A 17,310-nucleotide genomic window follows, 5' to 3' on the forward strand; every position below is an offset into this window, starting at 1 on the left:
ACGCCGAAAGTAGTTGGTGGGCAACTGCCTGCGAGGAAAGGAAGCTGCCGTGCTCTTTTTTAATATTCCGGCTTAGCTCAGTTGGTAGAGCGCTTGACTGTTAATCAAGATGTCGTCAGTTCGAGTCTGACAGCCGGAGTAAAGGGAAGAAGGAAGCGAAGGCTTCCTTTTTTGTTATTTTATGAAAATGAAATTATCCAACCAGCATATATTTTAATAGGAAGCCAAATTTGTGAAAAACGACTCAAATCATGAAAACAGGCTTTCTTTTTTTATTAGACCAATTTCTTTATTTGCTTGTCAGGCAAGGCATTTGGGCTAGTTGAAACAAATTGTCACTTTATGAAATTATTTTCAAAAAACACTTTTTTAAAGTCTATATTTATCATATAATAAAAGCGGATTCATTTTTTGATCTAGAGGAGGAAATTACATGGTAGGAATTGTTTTAGCCAGCCATGGTGGCTTTGCTGATGGTATTGCACAATCTGCGCAAATGCTTTTCGGTGAACAAGATAATTTTGCACATGTTATCTTAAAGCCTGATGAAGGTCCAGATGACATTCGTGGCAAAATGGAAAAAGCAATTGCTTCATTTGATAACCAGGATGAAGTTTTGTTCTTGGTTGACTTATGGGGTGGTACTCCATTTAACCAAGCAAATGGACTTGCTGAAAAGCATGATAAATGGGCAATTGTTGCTGGTATGAATTTACCAATGGTTGTACAAGCATTAACTGAGAGAATGATGGATGCTAATGCAACTGCAAAGCACATCGCCACTGCGGTTGTTCAACCTGGTAGAGATGGAATTAAGACTAAGCCAGCTGACTTAATGCCTAAGACGGCTGCTGCAGCTCCAGCAGCTGACAAAGCTGCTGCTAAGGGCAGTAAGAAGAGCATTCCAGAAGGTACTGTTATTGGTGATGGTCATATCAAGTACGTTTTGGCAAGAATTGATTCACGTTTGCTTCACGGTCAAGTGGCAACTGGTTGGATTCCAGCTATGAAGCCTGATAGAGTAATTGTTGTTTCAGATAGTGTAGCTAAGGATGATTTACGTAAGAGTATGATTCGTGAAGCTGCACCAGCAGGTGTTAAGGCTCATACTGTTCCACTCAAGAAGATGGAAGAAATTGCTAAAGATCCAAGATTTGGAAACACTCATGCACTTCTTTTGTTTGAAAATCCAGAAGATGTATTGAGGGCTATCAAAGGCGGTATTGATCTTAAGAATATCAACGTTGGTTCAATGTCATATAAGGAAGGCGATGTTAACGCCAACAACGTATTATCAATGAATCAAAAAGACGTTGATACATTCCGTGAACTTGAAAAGATGGGCGTTAAGTTTGATGTAAGAAAAGTTCCTTCAGATGCTCCAAGTAATATGGATGCTATCTTGAAGAAGGCTCAAACTTTACTTGACGAAAAAAAGTAATAAATAATTAGGAGTAAATAAATGAACGCTATTCAAATGATTTTGGTTGTGTTTGTTGCCTTTCTTGCCGGTATGGAAGGTATCTTGGATGAATGGCAATTCCACCAACCATTAGTTGCTTGTACTTTGATCGGTTTAGTAACCGGTCACTTGGATTTAGGTGTTGCCTTAGGTGGTTCATTACAAATGATCGCTTTAGGTTGGGCTAACATTGGTGCCGCTGTTGCACCAGATGCTGCCTTAGCATCAGTAGCTTCAGCTATTATCTTGATCGAAGGTGGTCAGGGTATTAAGGGTATTGGTACTGCTACTGGTATCGCTATCCCATTAGCTGTTGCTGGTTTGTTCTTAACTATGATCGTACGTACTATTTCAACTGCTATCGTTCACATCATGGACGCAGAAGCTAAGAAGGGTAACTGGCGTATGATCAACTTATGGCAATGGATTGCCGTATGTTTACAAGGTTTGAGAATTGCTATCCCAGCTGCACTTCTTTTAGCAATCCCTTCAGGTACTGTTAGAAGTTGGCTTGCAATGATGCCACAATGGTTAAACGAAGGTATGACTATCGGTGGTGCGATGGTTGTAGCCGTAGGTTACGCTATGGTTATTAACATGATGGCAAGTAAGGAAGTATGGCCATTCTTCGCAATTGGTTTTGCCCTTGCTGCTATCAAAGACTTAACTTTGATCGCCCTTGGTGCTATTGGCCTTTCAATGGCTTTGATGTACTTAGCTCTTGAAGCTAAGGGTGGCAACGGTGGAAACAATAATTCTGGCGATGCCGGCACTGGCGATCCACTCGGCGATATCATTGATGACTATTAAAATGAACGCATAGAGGAGGATTTATATAATGGCTGATAAGAAAACTAAATTAACCAAGCGCGACCGTTTTAACGTTATGTGGCACTCACAATTCCTTCAGGGTTCATGGAACTATGAAAGAATGCAAAACGGTGGTTACGCTTATTCAATGATTCCAGCATTGAGAAAGTTATACCCAAACAAGAAAGATTTATCTGCTGCCTTACAAAGACACTTAGTATTCTTTAACACTCACCCATACTTAGCATCACCTGTTCTTGGTGTTACCTTGGCTTTGGAAGAAGATAAGGCTAACGGTGCAGAAGTTACTGATGACGCTATCCAAGGTGTTAAGGTTGGTATGATGGGACCTTTGGCCGGTGTTGGTGACCCTGTATTCTGGTACACTGTTCGTCCAATTGTTGGTGCATTAGGTGCATCAATGGCCATTGCAGGTAACGTAATGGGTCCTATCTTGTTCTTCGTTATCTGGAATATTATCAGAATCGCATTCTTATGGTACACACAAGAATTTGGTTACAAGGCTGGTTCAGCTATCACCAGTGATATGTCAGGTGGTATGCTTCAAAAGGTTACCCGTGGTGCTTCAATGATGGGTATGTTCGTCTTGGGTGCCTTAATTGAACGTTGGGTAAACATCAAGTTCACTCCAATTGTTTCTCAAACTCCTATTCAAAAGGGTGGTTACATCGAATGGGACAAGCTTCCATCAGGTGCTAAAGGTATCCAATCCGCTCTTCAACAATGGGATATGGGTAACGGTAAAGCTTTAAGCAGTACTAAAGTTACTACTTTACAAGACAACTTGAACCAATTAATTCCTGGTTTAGCTGGTTTGCTCTTAACTTTCTTCTGTATGTGGTTATTGAAGAAGAAAGTTTCACCAATCTGGATTATCATCGGTATCTTCGTTGTCGGTGTTCTCTTCCATGTATGGGGCATTCTTTAATAAATGGCTAAGTCAATTAATACAAAAGTCGATCTCACTGTTGATGCAACCTGGTTTAGAGGAATTGCATCATACGGCAAAATCATGATCGGCGATAGAGCTTTTGAATTTTATAACGAACGAAACGTTGAAGATTATGTTCAGATTCCTTGGAATGAAGTAACTTATGTGGTTGCAGATGTCCGCTTTGGTGGACGTTATATTCCGCGTTTTGAAATCAGAACTAAGTCAAATGGTAAATTTATTTTTGCGGCACGTGATCCTAAAAAGGTATTGCGAGCAATAAGAAAATATGTACCAGCTGATCATATGCGCAGGGCATTAAGCTTATGGCAACGATTGAAGCAACGTTTTAGTCGTAAAAAGAAATAAAGTAAAAAATAACCTAGATCAATTCGATCTAGGTTATTTTTGTTAATCGTCATCAATTGATGCTCGTAAACGATTTAGGAATAAATTAGCTACAGGTGATTTATTGGTTTCTCGCTTCCAAATTACTGTTACCGGCTGTTTTAACATTGGAGTAATTGGTCTAAAAGTTAGATTGGATTCATCTGATATATTGGCTAGCTTATCGAGTGTGAGCATAATAGCTGCTTTATTTTTAACTAAAAGTGTACCGTTGAAATTCAAGTTAACAGTACCGATGATATTAATTTGCTCTTTATAATTACCGAACCATGAATCAAAGTACTTTCGATTTTCGGCTTGTTGTGAATTTAAGACGTTTCGTCCAACTAAATCTTCAGCTGTAATAGCACTCTTTTTTGCTAGAGGATCATCCTTAGTCATTAAAACGCCCCATGTATCCTTCTCAGGGAGCTGCAGAGAAGCATAATTATCTAAAGGTAGATTACCAATGATTACGGCAAAATCAACTGCACCTGTATCTAAACGCCTTTCTGCAAATTCATAATCGCCACTTAGAATATGAATTTTAACTGTAGGATAATCCCGAATAATGTTGCTGACGATATTCATTAGACGTTGCATGGCAAAACTTTCGCCGGCAGCAATAGTTAGGTCACCACTGATGACAGCACTAGATTGTAGGTTACTCTTGGTTTTGGAAGCTAAAGTAAGAATTTCTTTTGCTTGTTCATATAAATACTGTCCTGCAGGGGTTAAGGTTAAGTGCCGCGGCTGGCGGTTGAATAACTTAACGCCTAATTCATCCTCTAAATCTGCTATCTGACGCGATAAAGCAGGTTGTGAGACTAATAGTTTTTGTGCAGCTCGCGTCATATTTAATTCTTGCGCTGTAGCAACAAAATAATTTAAAACACGTAATTCCATTTAAATCACCTATAAACAATTGTTATTATACTTCATACCTTATAAGCTTTGCACATTGATAAGCTTACCCTTTAAACTGAAGTAGAGCAAGAAAAAGGAGTGGTAATAATGGAAACAGAAGATCACGATTTACGTCGAAAACTAGCCCAACAGAATCAGCGATTATTGCAGAATTTAAATACACAACGGCATTGTAGCTGTGAAGTTAGACAATTGGTTAGTGAAATAATTGGTCAAAAAATAGCTGCTAGTATAGAGATTCGGTTACCATTTTATTCTGATTATGGGCACAACATCAAATTAGGCGAGCGCGTGTTTATTAATGCCAATGTGATGATGGTCGACTTAGGCGGGATTACAATTGAGAACGATGTGTTGATTGGGCCTGGAGCCTACCTGATTTCAGTTAATCACAAGCTGGATCCACAGCATAGAAAAGAACTGGAATTAAAGCCAGTTGTTATCAAACAAAACTCCTGGATTGGCGCTAAAGCAACAATATTGCCTGGCGTTACGGTAGGTAAAAACGCCGTTGTAGCGGCTAATGCCGTTGTAACCAAAGATGTGCCAGCTAATACGGTAGTTGCCGGAAATCCTGCTAAAATAATTAAAAAATTGCAAAATAAAAGGTCGAGCTAAAAAACTCGACTTTTTGCTTTAAACAGCTTTTTCATTACTCCAAATTTTGGAAATGATGTATAAAACAATAAAGATTGCAATTGCAGCGACCATTGGTACTCGGTAGCTTGGTAAAATCAATAGCAGGATAATCATTAAAACGAAGAATGACAAGATTACATAATCGATATAAGGGTAACCTGGCATTTGAAAATCGTTTAGCTGATTAGCTGGTGTTTTTCTCCTGTAAGCCATGTGAGTTAAAATCATCAAACTCCAGATGATTAAAAACATACTAGTTGAAGTTGATGAGATAAAATTAAAGGCCTGATCGCCAATAACCAAGGTGATTAGTGGTGCACATCCCATCAATAATGCGGATAAAATCAATGCATTTTGTGGAAGCTGCCTTCTTGATAAATGTCCAAAAGTTTTGTTCCATTTTCCTTTACCATCAAAAGTAACAGAGAAAAGTAATCGACCAGCACTATACAAAAAACTGTTAGTTGATGAGACGGCGGCTGAAATAACTACAAAGTTAATAATAGAACTAGCATTTTTAATGCCAGTAGCGCCTAAGGCCTCAACAAATGGACTAGCGTTAGTAGCAACTTTGGACCATGGAATTACTAACAAAATTCCTAAAATAGCCATGACATAGAACAAAATAATTCGAATTGGTAATTGATTGATTGCTCGCTTCAACGTTGTCTCTGGCTTTTGTGCTTCAGCCGCGGTTAAACCAATTAATTCAACTCCAATAAAGCTGAAGATTACCATTTGAAATCCTTGTAAGAATCCTTTACTGCCACGGGCGAAGAAGCCGCCATGATCGTCAAGGTTAGCAAAGCTAACAGGACCAAAGCTGGTTTTGCCACCAGTTACTAGTAAGTAAAGGATCAAGATGACGAAGGCAATAATCGTGACAATTTTGATAATGGCAAAACTGAATTCCAAGTTGCCAAAGACACGAGCTGAAATTAAATTGATTAACAGCAAGATCACAATGGTAATAATTCCTGGAATCCAAGGTTTCAGTGTTGGAAACCAATACTTGAAGTAAATTCCTAGGGCCGTGGTTTCGGCCATACCCAAGGTAATCCAACTTAACCAATACAAATAGCCTGTGATAAAGCCAATATTTTTACCCAAATATTGTTCAATAAAATCAATATATGTGTGCTTGTTCAAGTCGGACATAATTAGTTCTCCCAGTGCCCGCATTAGCAGGAAGAGGAAGATACCGACAATAATATATATCAGGATAACGCTAGGACCGGCGCGGTGAATACTGTCACCAACCCCCAGAAAAAGGCCGGTCCCAATTGTTCCACCTAAAGCAATTAACTGAATGTGTGCATTGCTTAGGGTTCGTTTATAACCAGAAGCGGTCTGTGTTTTTTTCTCACTCATATAAGCCCCCCAGTGTTCTCAATCTTTTCACATATAATTAATATTTTATCATTATCAATTAGTATGACCAGACTCTATAGTTAGATTTAAAAAAATATCAAAAATCTGTTTTTTTAAATAAGTTTGTTAATTCACAAACAAATAATTAAGGAATCGCTTTCATTTGCATTAGAGCAAAATTATGAGGGAATGTGAATCCTTGTTAATTCACTATTTTCATAAATTCATGCATTTACAAATAAAGTTATTGTGCTATAGTTGACATTGTAAATTAGTTCACAAGAATTAGTAGATCTTAGAGGTAATAATACAATGGCTAAGACACAACAAAAAGAGACTCTTACAGAGGACGAAAAGAAAAAGCAAATCTACGACATGGTCGATAACTTAGTAAAGAAATCACATGTCGCTTTAGATCAAATGGCTAACTTCACACAAGAACAAGTTGATAAGATCTGTGAAGCAGTTGCTACTGCAGGTGAACAAAATGCTTACCCACTAGCTAAAATGGCTGTTGAAGAAACTAAACGTGGTGTAGTTGAAGATAAAACTACCAAGAATATGTATGCTTCAGAAAATATCTGGAACAGTTTGCGTCACGAAAAGACCGTCGGCGTAATTGAAGAAGACAAGGAATTAGGTTTGACTAAGATTGCTGAACCTAAAGGTGTTATTGCAGGTGTTACTCCAGTAACTAACCCAACTTCAACTGTTATTTTCAAGGCAATGCTTGCGTTAAAGACGAGAAATACCATTATCTTTGGTTTCCACCCACAGGCTCAAAAATGTTGTGTAGAAACTGGTAAAATCATTCGTGCGGCTGCTGTTGCTGCAGGTGCTCCTGCGGATGCCGTTCAATGGATTGAAGAACCAAGCCTTGATGCAACGACCGATTTGATGAATAACCCAGGTGTTCAAACTATTTTGGCAACTGGTGGTCCAGGTATGGTTAAAGCTGCTTATTCATCAGGCAAGCCAGCTATTGGTGTTGGTCCTGGTAATGGTCCTTCTTACATTGAAAAGACTGCTAATATTGATCGTGCCGTTTATGACATCGTTTTGTCAAAGAACTTCGATAACGGGATGGTTTGTGCTTCTGAAAATTCAGTTGTCGTTGATGATGAAATTTATGACAAGGTCAAGGAAGAATTTAAGAAGTGGAACTGCTACTTCTTGAACAAGGAAGAAATTAAGAAATTTGAGGAACACTTTATCGATCCTCGTCGTGGCACTGTTGCTGGTCCTGTAGCTGGTAAATCAGCATATGACATTGCTAAGCTTTGTGGTGTTGATGTACCAAAGACAACTAAGGTAATCATTGCTGAATACAAGGGTGTTGGTAGAAACTTCCCACTATCAGCTGAAAAGCTTTCACCAGTCTTCACTTTGTACCGTGCTAAGAACCATGATGATGCATTTAAGATTTGTACTGACTTGTTAAACTATGGTGGTCGTGGTCATACCGCTGGTCTTCACTCAAATGATAAGAAGATTATTGATGAATTTGCCATGAAGATGGATGCTTGCCGTATCTTAGTTAACTCACCAGCTGCACTCGGTGGTATCGGTGATCTTTACAACAACATGTTGCCATCACTTACTTTGGGTACTGGTTCTTACGGTGCCAACACCTTCTCACACAACATTGGTGCTAAGGACTTGTTAAACATCAAAACAGTGGCTAGACGCCGTGATAACATGCAATGGGTAAAGGTCCCATCAAAGACTTACTTCGAACATAACGCTGCTAACTACCTTCGTCACATGCCAAACGTTAACCGTTTCTTCATCGTAACTGATGAAGGTGTAGCTGACCAAGGCTTTGCTGATGAAATTACTGATATCATTTCTAAGCGTTTAGGTCAAAAAGAATATGAAGTCTTTAAGGCTGTAACTCTTGATCCTAATACTGATGTGATCAAGGATGGTGTTCACAGAATGAACATCTTCAAGCCAGACGTTGTAATTGCTATCGGTGGTGGTTCAGTAATGGACGCTGCTAAAGCAATGCGCTTATTCTACGAAAACCCAGAAATGAGTTTTGAAGAGGCTTACCAAAAATTCTTAGACATTAGAAAAAGAGTAGTCCGTTTCCCAAAGATTAATGGTGTACAACTTGTATGTATCCCAACTACTTCAGGAACTGGCTCAGAAGTTTCCCCAATTGCTATTATTTCTGATGCTAAGACTGGTATTAAGCATACTTTATGTGATTATGCATTGACGCCGGACGTTTCAATCGTTGATGATCAATTTGTTCAAACTTTGCCCAAACGTTTAATTGCTTGGTCAGGTTTTGAAGCATTAGGTCACGCTATCGAAAGCTATGTTTCGACTATGGCTACAGACTTTACCCGCGGTTGGTCACTTGAAGCTATTAAGACAATCTTTGCTAACTTAAAGAAGTCTTATGACGGTGATCTTGACGCACGTAAGAGAATGCATGATGCTGCAACTTTGGCAGGGATGGCTTACTCAAATGCCTTCCTTGGTTTGGAACACTCAATTGCTCACACTGTTGGTTCAACCTTTGATATTCCAAGTGGTGTCAGCGATGCAATTGCATTGCCACAAGTTATTCGCTTTAATGCTAAGCGCCCAGAAAAGCTTGCTATGTGGCCTCATTACTCAGTTTACCGTGCTGATAAGGACTATGCTGAAATTGCTAGAGCAATCGGCTTAACTGGTTCAAGTGATGCTGAATTAATTGAAAAATTAGTTCAGAAGATTATTGATTTGGCTGAATCAGTTGGTATTAAGATGGCCTTCAAGGATTATGGTGTTGATAAGGCTGAGTTTGACAAGAAGGTGGACCAATTAGCTGTTGAAGCTTATGGCGACCAAAACACTGTTACTAACCCATCAGCTCCATTAATTAGTCAAATTGCTCAATTGATGAGAGACTGCTATGAAGGTAAGGATATCAAAAACAAGTAATAAAAGTTAAAATTGACTTAAGTAAAAATAGCTATCGGAGCAAATTCTGGTAGCCATTTTTTATGCTTAAAATTATCATACCAATTTTGAATATTTGTACTTGACCGATTTTTGTAAAAAGACTATTATACCTACTGTAACAGTAAAAACAAACTAGTCCATTAATAGAAAGTGAACTAGACCAAAGGAGAAAATTATGTGCGGAATTGTAGGAGTTGTAGGTAAGCCTGCAAAAGATATTATTTTAAATGGATTAACCAACTTGGAATATCGTGGTTACGATTCAGCTGGCATTTACTTAAATGATTTAAATGGTAACGAATACTTAACTAAGGCTGTTGGTCGTATTTCTAACTTGAAGGAAAAGTTGACTCCAGATGAACAAGGTTTAGTTGGTATTGGTCATACTCGTTGGGCAACCCACGGTAAGCCAACTGTAAATAACGCTCACCCTCATTTTGATGAAACCAAGCGTTTCTATCTAGTTCACAATGGTGTGATTGAAAACTACACAGAATTAAAGGAAAAGTACTTGCAAGGGGTTAAGTTCCACTCAGATACTGATACTGAAGTAGTTGTTCAATTGATCGGTAAAATTGCACGTGATAAGAACTTAGACGCCTTTTCAGCATTTAAGGAAGCTTTGAAGTTGGTTAAGGGTTCATATGCTTTCTTGCTTGTTGACAACACAGAACCAGACCACGTATTTATTGCTAAGAACAAGTCACCAATGATGCTGGGAATCGGTGATGGCTTTAACATCATTGCTTCAGATGCTATTTCTGTTCTTGACCAAACCAAGACTTTTGTTGACTTGCAAGATGGTGATGTTGGTGACATTACCAAGGATTCTTACACTATTGAAACTATTGATGGCAAAAAGGTAGACCGTGAACCTCACGTTTTGAACATCGACCCTAACGCAGCTTCAAAGGGTACTTACGAATTCTACATGTTAAAAGAAATCGATGAACAACCAGGCGTAATGCGTCACATGTCACAAAACTACCTTGACGAAAATGGTGAACCAAAGGTAGATCAAGATATTGTTGATGCTATTTCTAAGGCTGATCGCCTTTATATCTTTGCTGCAGGTACTAGTTATCATGCAGGTTTAGTTGGTAAAACTATTTTTGAACACTACACTGGTATTCCTACCGAAGTTGGTTACGCTTCAGAAGCTGGTTACCACTTCCCAATGATGAGCAAGCACCCATTCTTTATTTTCTTGACTCAGTCAGGTGAAACTGCTGACTCACGCGTGGTATTGAAGGAAGCTAACAAGCGTGGTATTCCAAGTTTGACTATGACTAACGTTGAAGGCTCAACTTTATCACGTGAAGCTAACTACACAATGCTTTTAGGTGCAGGTCCTGAAATTGCCGTTGCTTCAACTAAGGCTTACACTGCACAAGTTGCCTTACAAGCTATTTTAGCTAAGGCACTTGGTGAAAAACTTGGTAATCAAGATGCTAAGGATTGGGATTTACAACATGATTTAGCCATCGCTGCTGAAGGTATCCAACAAATTGTTGACGGTAAAGAAAAGCTTAAGGAATTAGCTGATCAATATCTTGTAAAATCAAGAAACGCATTCTACATTGGTCGTGGTATTGATCACGCTGTTGCACTTGAAGGTGCTTTGAAGTTGAAGGAAGTTTCATACATTCAAACTGAAGGCTTTGCTGCAGCTGAACTTAAGCACGGTACCATTTCCTTGATCGAAGATGGCACTCCAGTTATTGCCTTGATTAACGATCCAGTTACTGCAGATCTTACTCGTGGTAATATTCAAGAAGTTGCTTCACGTGGTGCTTCAGTAATTACTATTGTAGGCAAGGAATTCGCAAATAGTGATGACACGATCGTGTTGCCAGAAATTAATTACTACATGTCAGCACTTTTGACAGTAGTTCCAACTCAACTTCTTGCCTACTACGCTTCAAAGGATAAGGGTTTGGATGTTGACAAGCCACGTAACCTTGCTAAGAGTGTTACTGTTGAATAATTAATATGTGAATAAATATCCTCAAGAAGGCAGATTTGAGATCTGTCTTCTTTTTTTGCGTTCAAGTATAATAAACTTAAACGTAAGCGAGGATGATGGGATGTTTTTAACACAACGGCAAAAGCACATTCTTCAAATTTTGTTGGGAAATCCGAGTGGGGTAAGTATCAAACAAATTGAAGAGAGTCTAAAGATCAGCCGCCGGACGGTTTATCGCGAATTTGGCGATTTGAAGAAGAACGACTTTAAAATTGAAAATCAAAAAGGAAAATATTTTTTATCTGGCGATTCAAAGCAATTACAAGAAATTAAGCAATCTGTGCAACAATCTCACAGTCAAAATGTAATTTCGGTAGCTAAAAGAGAGAAGATAATTGCAGCTAAGTTGCTTTTAAGTACGGAGCCATGTAAAATTATTCAATTTGCGCTTGACCTGAATGTCAGTGAAGCAACGATTCAAAGTGATTTGAATACGGTTGAAAGGTCGCTAAAACGATATCATATTGACTTGATCCGCAAAAAGGGTGTGGGACTGTTAATTCAGGCGCCTGAAAAAATACGGCGTCAGGTTTTAGTTGATATTATGCTCAATCAGATCAATGAATATAACTTTTTTAAGTATCTGCATAATGAAACGACAAGCAAAGATATGTTTTTGACAATGATTGATAAGGCTTTGCTAGTAGAGGTTGCTGATTGTCTTAAAAAAAGCGTGTTTGGCAAAATTAAGCTAGACAGTGACCAAAAGCTGATTGAGTTAATTTTAACTTTTGCGGTAACGATAAAAAGAACTTTGGCGGGATGCAAGCTAGATTTTATCCACCCCAGTGCTGATTCACTTAAATATCAGGGTTATGTTTACCGTTTTATGGCCTTGTTTGCGCAAAAGCGGCAAGTTGAGGTTGACCAAAATGATGTCTCATACTTAGCTAATAAGTTATTATCATGTGATTATCACAACACTTACTTGACTTATAATGAGCATGAATTAGCAATCTCAGTCAAAGTAAAAGAATTCGTTCAACAGGTTTCTGAAGAAATGCATTGGGATTTTCAAAAAGATCCTAGTTTTATGACTAAAGTGACGAAACACGTTATTGGTTTAGTACAACATAAAGTAGCTCTTTTACCAGATACACCTATTGAAATTCTGGCAGGCCTTAGTCAAAAGTTTCCTGATTTATATCTAGCTATTCAAAAATATTGGCATTTAGCGTTTCCAGAAAATTATTTGACAGCGTCAGAGTTGCAGTTGATCCTGCTTTATTTTGCCAATGAATACACGAGTCGCAATCAGCAGCGTAATTTATCGGCTCTAGTAATTTGTGAAAATGGCATTGGAACGTCGGCAATCTTAGGTGCCAAACTAAAAAGAGAATTTTCTGAAATCAAAGAAGTCAAAACCAGCCGTGTTTCTGCCTTAAATCAAATAGACTTGTCAAATTACAATCTTATTTTTTCAACCTTGAGATTGAAGGGCTTCTCAAGAGATTATTTACTTGTTAGTCCATTACTGCTTGATGATGAATTAATAAAAATCCGCGCTTACTTAAAAGATTATGAACAAAAATATCCTCAACCAGTTCCAGCTAAACAGGTAGTTGAAGAAAAACATCCCCATTCAGTCGAACAACTTGCTAAGCTATCGATTAGTACATTATTTTGCTCGGAGCTAGTCAACGGAATCAAGATTCAACAACTGGAATACAATTCGCAAGACTTAATTGCAGTAATTCAAGAATGTTTAGCCCATTCGGATTCAACACTAATTCGTAAGCAAATGCCCGTTGCCAAAAATCTTCTCAAACGTGTACGAATGGCACCAGTTGGCATCCCTAACAGCCATATCGCATTGCTACACACACGTAGTCCAGAAATTACACGCTGTTCATTTACCATGTTTGACTTAGATAATGAAATCTCGCTCCAATCAATGGATCATGATACCATTCAAGTCAAAAGAGTTCTTTTGATGCTGGCACCAGACAATCTTACTGCACCCGAACAGCGGGTAATGAGTACTATTTCCAGCATGATTATCATGTCTAGTCAAAACTTAGATTTATTTACAAATGGCAGTCAAAAAGAAATTAAAGAAGCAATTGCGGCACTTTTTTTACAAGACCTCAAAGATCGGTTACTAGGTAACCAATAGTTCAAAAGCTTAATAGAATAGGTAAACTCAGACTCTGGCACAAAAGTGTGCCAGAGTTCTATTTTCGTTTCATTGTAAACGCTTACTGATTGACTTAGGATAAAAATGTAAGTTGATGAGAGAGGAAAAAGAAAATGGCTCAAGCAAAAAGTAAATCTTCTGTTAAAGTGAAGGTTCAAAAATTTGGTACAGCTTTATCCGGTATGATCATGCCGAATATCGGTGCCATTATCGCTTGGGGACTTACCGCTGCATTCTTTATGTATCCACACGGTTGGTTCCCTAACAAAGAAATTAATAACTTAGTTCAACCAATGCTTCATTACCTGTTGCCACTGTTAATTGGTTATACAGGTGGTCGCATGGTTTATGAAGAACGTGGTGCCGTTGCTGGTGCAATCGGTACATTAGGTGTAATTGTTGGTACTGATCAACCAATGTTCTTAGGTGCCATGATTATGGGTCCGCTTAGTGCATGGTTATTGAAAAAACTAGATCAAGTATTCCAGGACAAGATTAAATCTGGTTTTGAAATGATCTACAATAACTTTTCACTTGGTATTCTAGGCATGATTGCTGCAATTTTCGCCTTCTTTATCATTGGACCGATTATGGAAGTCGGCAGTCAATGGGCTAGTGCAGGAGTAAATGCAATTATTAGAGTTCACTTACTACCATTAGCCAACATCATTATTGAACCTGCCAAAGTTTTGTTCTTGAACAACGCTATTGGTAACGGGATCTTAGTTCCATTAGGTATCCAACAAGCTGCACAAGTTGGTAAGTCAGTTTTGTTCTTAATGGAATCAAACCCAGGTCCAGGACTTGGAATCTTGCTTGCCTTTACTTTATTTGGCAAGGGTAAGTCAAAGAGCTCAGCTCCTGGTGCTGCCATCATTGAATTCTTTGGTGGGGTTCATGAAATTTACTTCCCGTATGTATTAATGAAACCATCATTGATTTTAGCCGCTATTGGTGGTGGTGTTACTGGTACTTTCTTATTCACTACTCTTGGTGGTGGATTAAAAGCAGCTGCTTCACCTGGTTCAATTTTAGCTATCTTGCTTGTTTCCGCAAAGGATGCTTATTTCGGTAATATTGTTGGTGTTCTTGGCGCCGCAGTTGTTTCATTCATTATTGCCGCAATTATTCTTAAAAACGACAAGAGTACTGGTGATGAGTTAGAAGCAAAACAAGCCCAAATGCAAGCCATGAAGGCCCAATCTAAAGGTCAATCAATGCCGGAAGCTGAAGATGCACATGAATCAGTTAAGTCATATGCCAATGTTAAGAAAGTTATCTTTGCTTGTGACGCAGGTATGGGTTCATCTGCTATGGGTGCTTCACTTTTGCGTGATAAATTCAAGAAGGCTGGCATTAAGGTTTCAGTAACCAATACCGCTGTTAGAAACTTGAAAGATGAAGATGGTTTGTTGGTCATCACGCAAGAAGAATTAGCTGATCGCGCTTTACAAAAGACTCCACATGCAATGCACGTGGCGGTTGGCAACTTCTTGAGTAGTCCGAAATATGACACAATCGTAGCTAGCTTCAAAGCTTTAACTCAAGTAGAAGATAAGCCAAAGGCTGAAAAACCAGTTAAGAAGGTTGGTTCACTTGAAGGAATCGACTTCAGTAAAGTTAAAGAAGTGGACTTCATCCGTCACGATCAACACTTAGGTACCGCTACTATGGCAACTAGTTTATTCAATGACGCAATTAAGAAGGCTGGTAAGACTACTCCTGTTAAGGCAGTAAGAATCAACGAATTGACTGATGATCCAAGTCACTTAGTAATTGTTACTCCAGCTGCTAATAAGAACTTGGCTGTCAGATACAGTGATATTCAAACCCTAGTTGTTGATGATTTACTTAAAGATAAAAAGCTTGGCGAAGCTATTCAAAAGTTGAATTAGAAAGGGATGAGCTAAATGGCATTACAATTAGATCCAAAAATGATCAAACTTAATCAAGACGTACCAACGCGGGATCAAGCAATTAGAATGGCCGGTCAATTATTAGTTGATGGCGGCTGTGTCGAACCAGAGTATATTGATTCAATGCTTGCCCGTAATGAAGATGTGTCGACTTATATGGGTAATTTCATCGCCATCCCTCACGGAACTGACGAAGGTAAGAAGCACATTAAAAAAACTGGAATTTCGGTAGTCCAAATTCCAATGGGCGTTGATTTTAGTGACCCTAAGGATGATACCGAGCAATTGGTAACCGTTGTCTTTGGGATTGCTGGTTTGAACAATGAACACTTAAATATTTTGTCACAGATTGCTATTTTCTGTAGTGATGTTTCCAACGTTGCAAAGCTTGCAGACGCACAAACACCAGAAGAAATTATTGATTTATTAAGGAACGTAGGAGATTAAACATGAGAGCAGTACATTTTGGCGCAGGTAATATTGGTCGTGGATTTATTGGTGAAACTTTAGCAGATAATGGTTTTGGCATTGACTTCGTTGATGTTAATGAAACTATTATTGATGAATTAAACAAGCGTGGTGAATATGACATTGAATTAGCCGCACCTGGTAAGAAGAGAATTCATGTTTCAAATGTTGATGGAATTAACAATGCTAAGGATCCAGACAAGGTAGTTGAAGCAATTAAATCAACCGATATGATAACTACCGCCATTGGTCCAAAGATTTTGGCAATCATTGCTCCATTAATTGCCAAAGGATTAACTGCTAGAATTCAATCAGGCAACACTACTCCACTTGATGTGATTGCTTGTGAAAACATGATTGGCGGTTCAGAACACTTAAAAGAAGAAGTTTATAAGCACTTGGACGATGACGTTAAGCCTGAAATAGACAAGTACATTGGCTTCCCTAACGCAGCTGTAGACAGAATTGTTCCTATCCAACATAATGACGATCCATTGTTTGTCTCAGTTGAGGACTTCAAGGAATGGGTTATTGACGAAAGCCAAATGAAGAACAAGGATATCAAGTTAAAGGGCGTTGACTATGCACCAGACCTTGAACCTTACATCGAAAGAAAGTTATTCTCAGTTAACACGGGACACGCAACTGTTGCTTATACTGGCAAGAGCCTTGGCTATGACACTATTGGGGATGCTATTAAGGATCCATTTGTTTTAAAGCAAGTTAAGCGTGTCTTGAGTGAAACCCGTTCACTTCTTTACCACAAGTGGAACAAGGAGTTCACCGAAGAAAGTTTGGAAGAATACCACAACAAGATTTTGAGCAGATTCCAAAACCCATATATTTCAGATGATATTGCTCGTGTTGGTAGAACTCCAATCCGTAAGTTAGGCTACAATGAAAGATTTATCCGTCCAATCCGTGAATTGAAGGACAGAGGTTTGGACTACAGTGCATTGATGGAAACTGTTGGTAGAATTTATCACTTTGATGAACCTAACGACAAGGAAAGCGTTAAGTTGATGCAAATGCTTAAGGATGAAGACTTGAAGGATGTCATTGTTGAGACTACTGGTTTAAAGGATGACCCAGAATTAGTTGAAGAAATCGTTAAGTCATACCATGATGCTGAAGCAGACAAGAAAAACTAATTAAATAACCTAATAGAAATATCCTGAAGGCAAAAAGCCTTTAGGATATTTTTTTGATAAGAATAAGTTATATTGCAGAATAAAAAATAGATATTTTTCTTTTAGA

Annotated in this window: 13 protein-coding genes and 1 tRNA gene; 12 read left to right on the plus strand and 2 right to left on the minus strand. The window is 38.5% G+C overall.

The genetic code is table 11. From position 1 onward, the window contains the following. The first annotated feature begins 66 nt into the window (after positions 1-66). From CP352_RS00005 to CP352_RS00025, 5 genes are all read left to right on the plus strand, one after another. A tRNA-Asn gene (locus tag CP352_RS00005) sits at positions 67-139 on the plus strand. 294 nt (positions 140-433) lie between these two features. Continuing rightward, positions 434-1,441, plus strand: coding sequence for a PTS sugar transporter subunit IIB (locus CP352_RS00010; RefSeq protein ID WP_057726878.1), 1,008 nt, complete (start codon positions 434-436; stop codon positions 1,439-1,441). Between the two features lie 21 nt (positions 1,442-1,462). Then, positions 1,463-2,272 (plus strand): PTS mannose/fructose/sorbose transporter subunit IIC, encoded by an 810-nt coding sequence (locus tag CP352_RS00015; protein ID WP_005720853.1) that lies wholly within the window; start codon positions 1,463-1,465, stop codon positions 2,270-2,272. 28 nt (positions 2,273-2,300) lie between these two features. Then, entirely contained in the window at positions 2,301-3,221 is a 921-nt protein-coding gene (locus CP352_RS00020; RefSeq protein ID WP_005720854.1) for a PTS system mannose/fructose/sorbose family transporter subunit IID, read from the plus strand. 3 nt (positions 3,222-3,224) lie between these two features. Next, positions 3,225-3,593, plus strand: coding sequence for a DUF956 family protein (locus CP352_RS00025; protein ID WP_013085899.1), 369 nt, complete (start codon positions 3,225-3,227; stop codon positions 3,591-3,593). 42 nt (positions 3,594-3,635) lie between these two features. On the opposite strand, the gene CP352_RS00030 is transcribed toward CP352_RS00025, so the two are convergent. Further along, complete coding sequence (locus tag CP352_RS00030) at positions 3,636-4,517, minus strand: LysR family transcriptional regulator (protein WP_089146795.1); 882 nt, start codon at positions 4,515-4,517, stop codon at positions 3,636-3,638. 108 nt (positions 4,518-4,625) lie between these two features. Between CP352_RS00030 and CP352_RS00035 the strand changes: the two genes are divergently transcribed. Next, entirely contained in the window at positions 4,626-5,156 is a 531-nt protein-coding gene (locus CP352_RS00035; protein WP_161986999.1) for a DapH/DapD/GlmU-related protein, read from the plus strand. An 18-nt stretch (positions 5,157-5,174) separates the two neighbouring features. On the opposite strand, the gene CP352_RS00040 is transcribed toward CP352_RS00035, so the two are convergent. Further along, on the minus strand, positions 5,175-6,548 hold the full coding sequence (locus CP352_RS00040; protein WP_057726876.1) for an amino acid permease: 1,374 nt from the start codon (positions 6,546-6,548) through the stop codon (positions 5,175-5,177). A gap of 312 nt (positions 6,549-6,860) precedes the next feature. Between CP352_RS00040 and adhE the strand changes: the two genes are divergently transcribed. The 6 genes from adhE (at position 6,861) to CP352_RS00070 (ending at position 17,204) form a co-directional block, all read left to right on the plus strand. After that, positions 6,861-9,485 (plus strand): bifunctional acetaldehyde-CoA/alcohol dehydrogenase, encoded by a 2,625-nt coding sequence (gene adhE, locus CP352_RS00045; protein ID WP_098034844.1) that lies wholly within the window; start codon positions 6,861-6,863, stop codon positions 9,483-9,485. A 196-nt stretch (positions 9,486-9,681) separates the two neighbouring features. Continuing rightward, a complete protein-coding gene (glmS, locus tag CP352_RS00050) occupies positions 9,682-11,493 on the plus strand; it encodes a glutamine--fructose-6-phosphate transaminase (isomerizing) (RefSeq protein ID WP_089143373.1) in 1,812 nt (603 codons plus the stop codon). Between the two features lie 100 nt (positions 11,494-11,593). After that, a complete protein-coding gene (locus CP352_RS00055) occupies positions 11,594-13,648 on the plus strand; it encodes a BglG family transcription antiterminator (protein WP_089143372.1) in 2,055 nt (684 codons plus the stop codon). 134 nt (positions 13,649-13,782) lie between these two features. Continuing rightward, the gene (locus CP352_RS00060; RefSeq protein ID WP_089143371.1) at positions 13,783-15,564 is read left to right on the plus strand and encodes a PTS mannitol transporter subunit IICBA; all 1,782 of its coding nucleotides are present in this window, start codon (positions 13,783-13,785) and stop codon (positions 15,562-15,564) included. Positions 15,565-15,579: 15 nt separating this feature from the next. Further along, positions 15,580-16,032 (plus strand): PTS sugar transporter subunit IIA, encoded by a 453-nt coding sequence (locus tag CP352_RS00065; protein WP_013085907.1) that lies wholly within the window; start codon positions 15,580-15,582, stop codon positions 16,030-16,032. A 2-nt stretch (positions 16,033-16,034) separates the two neighbouring features. After that, a complete protein-coding gene (locus tag CP352_RS00070) occupies positions 16,035-17,204 on the plus strand; it encodes a mannitol-1-phosphate 5-dehydrogenase (protein WP_089143370.1) in 1,170 nt (389 codons plus the stop codon). Positions 17,205-17,310 lie beyond the last annotated feature (106 nt).

Origin of the sequence: Lactobacillus sp. UMNPBX1 (genome assembly GCF_002554085.1) — a bacterium.
Classification (GTDB): domain Bacteria; phylum Bacillota; class Bacilli; order Lactobacillales; family Lactobacillaceae; genus Lactobacillus; species Lactobacillus crispatus.

What these genes read in the sequence shown, in the direction of transcription:
- CP352_RS00010 (WP_057726878.1), top strand. Translation starts at nt 434, where the DNA reads ATGGTAGGAATTGTTTTAGCCAGCCATGGTGGCTTTGCTGATGGTATT.
- CP352_RS00015 (WP_005720853.1), top strand. Translation starts at nt 1,463, where the DNA reads ATGAACGCTATTCAAATGATTTTGGTTGTGTTTGTTGCCTTTCTTGCC.
- CP352_RS00020 (WP_005720854.1), top strand. Translation starts at nt 2,301, where the DNA reads ATGGCTGATAAGAAAACTAAATTAACCAAGCGCGACCGTTTTAACGTT.
- CP352_RS00025 (WP_013085899.1), top strand. Translation starts at nt 3,225, where the DNA reads ATGGCTAAGTCAATTAATACAAAAGTCGATCTCACTGTTGATGCAACC.
- CP352_RS00030 (WP_089146795.1), bottom strand. Translation starts at nt 4,517, where the DNA reads ATGGAATTACGTGTTTTAAATTATTTTGTTGCTACAGCGCAAGAATTA.
- CP352_RS00035 (WP_161986999.1), top strand. Translation starts at nt 4,626, where the DNA reads ATGGAAACAGAAGATCACGATTTACGTCGAAAACTAGCCCAACAGAAT.
- CP352_RS00040 (WP_057726876.1), bottom strand. Translation starts at nt 6,548, where the DNA reads ATGAGTGAGAAAAAAACACAGACCGCTTCTGGTTATAAACGAACCCTA.
- adhE (WP_098034844.1), top strand. Translation starts at nt 6,861, where the DNA reads ATGGCTAAGACACAACAAAAAGAGACTCTTACAGAGGACGAAAAGAAA.
- glmS (WP_089143373.1), top strand. Translation starts at nt 9,682, where the DNA reads ATGTGCGGAATTGTAGGAGTTGTAGGTAAGCCTGCAAAAGATATTATT.
- CP352_RS00055 (WP_089143372.1), top strand. Translation starts at nt 11,594, where the DNA reads ATGTTTTTAACACAACGGCAAAAGCACATTCTTCAAATTTTGTTGGGA.
- CP352_RS00060 (WP_089143371.1), top strand. Translation starts at nt 13,783, where the DNA reads ATGGCTCAAGCAAAAAGTAAATCTTCTGTTAAAGTGAAGGTTCAAAAA.
- CP352_RS00065 (WP_013085907.1), top strand. Translation starts at nt 15,580, where the DNA reads ATGGCATTACAATTAGATCCAAAAATGATCAAACTTAATCAAGACGTA.
- CP352_RS00070 (WP_089143370.1), top strand. Translation starts at nt 16,035, where the DNA reads ATGAGAGCAGTACATTTTGGCGCAGGTAATATTGGTCGTGGATTTATT.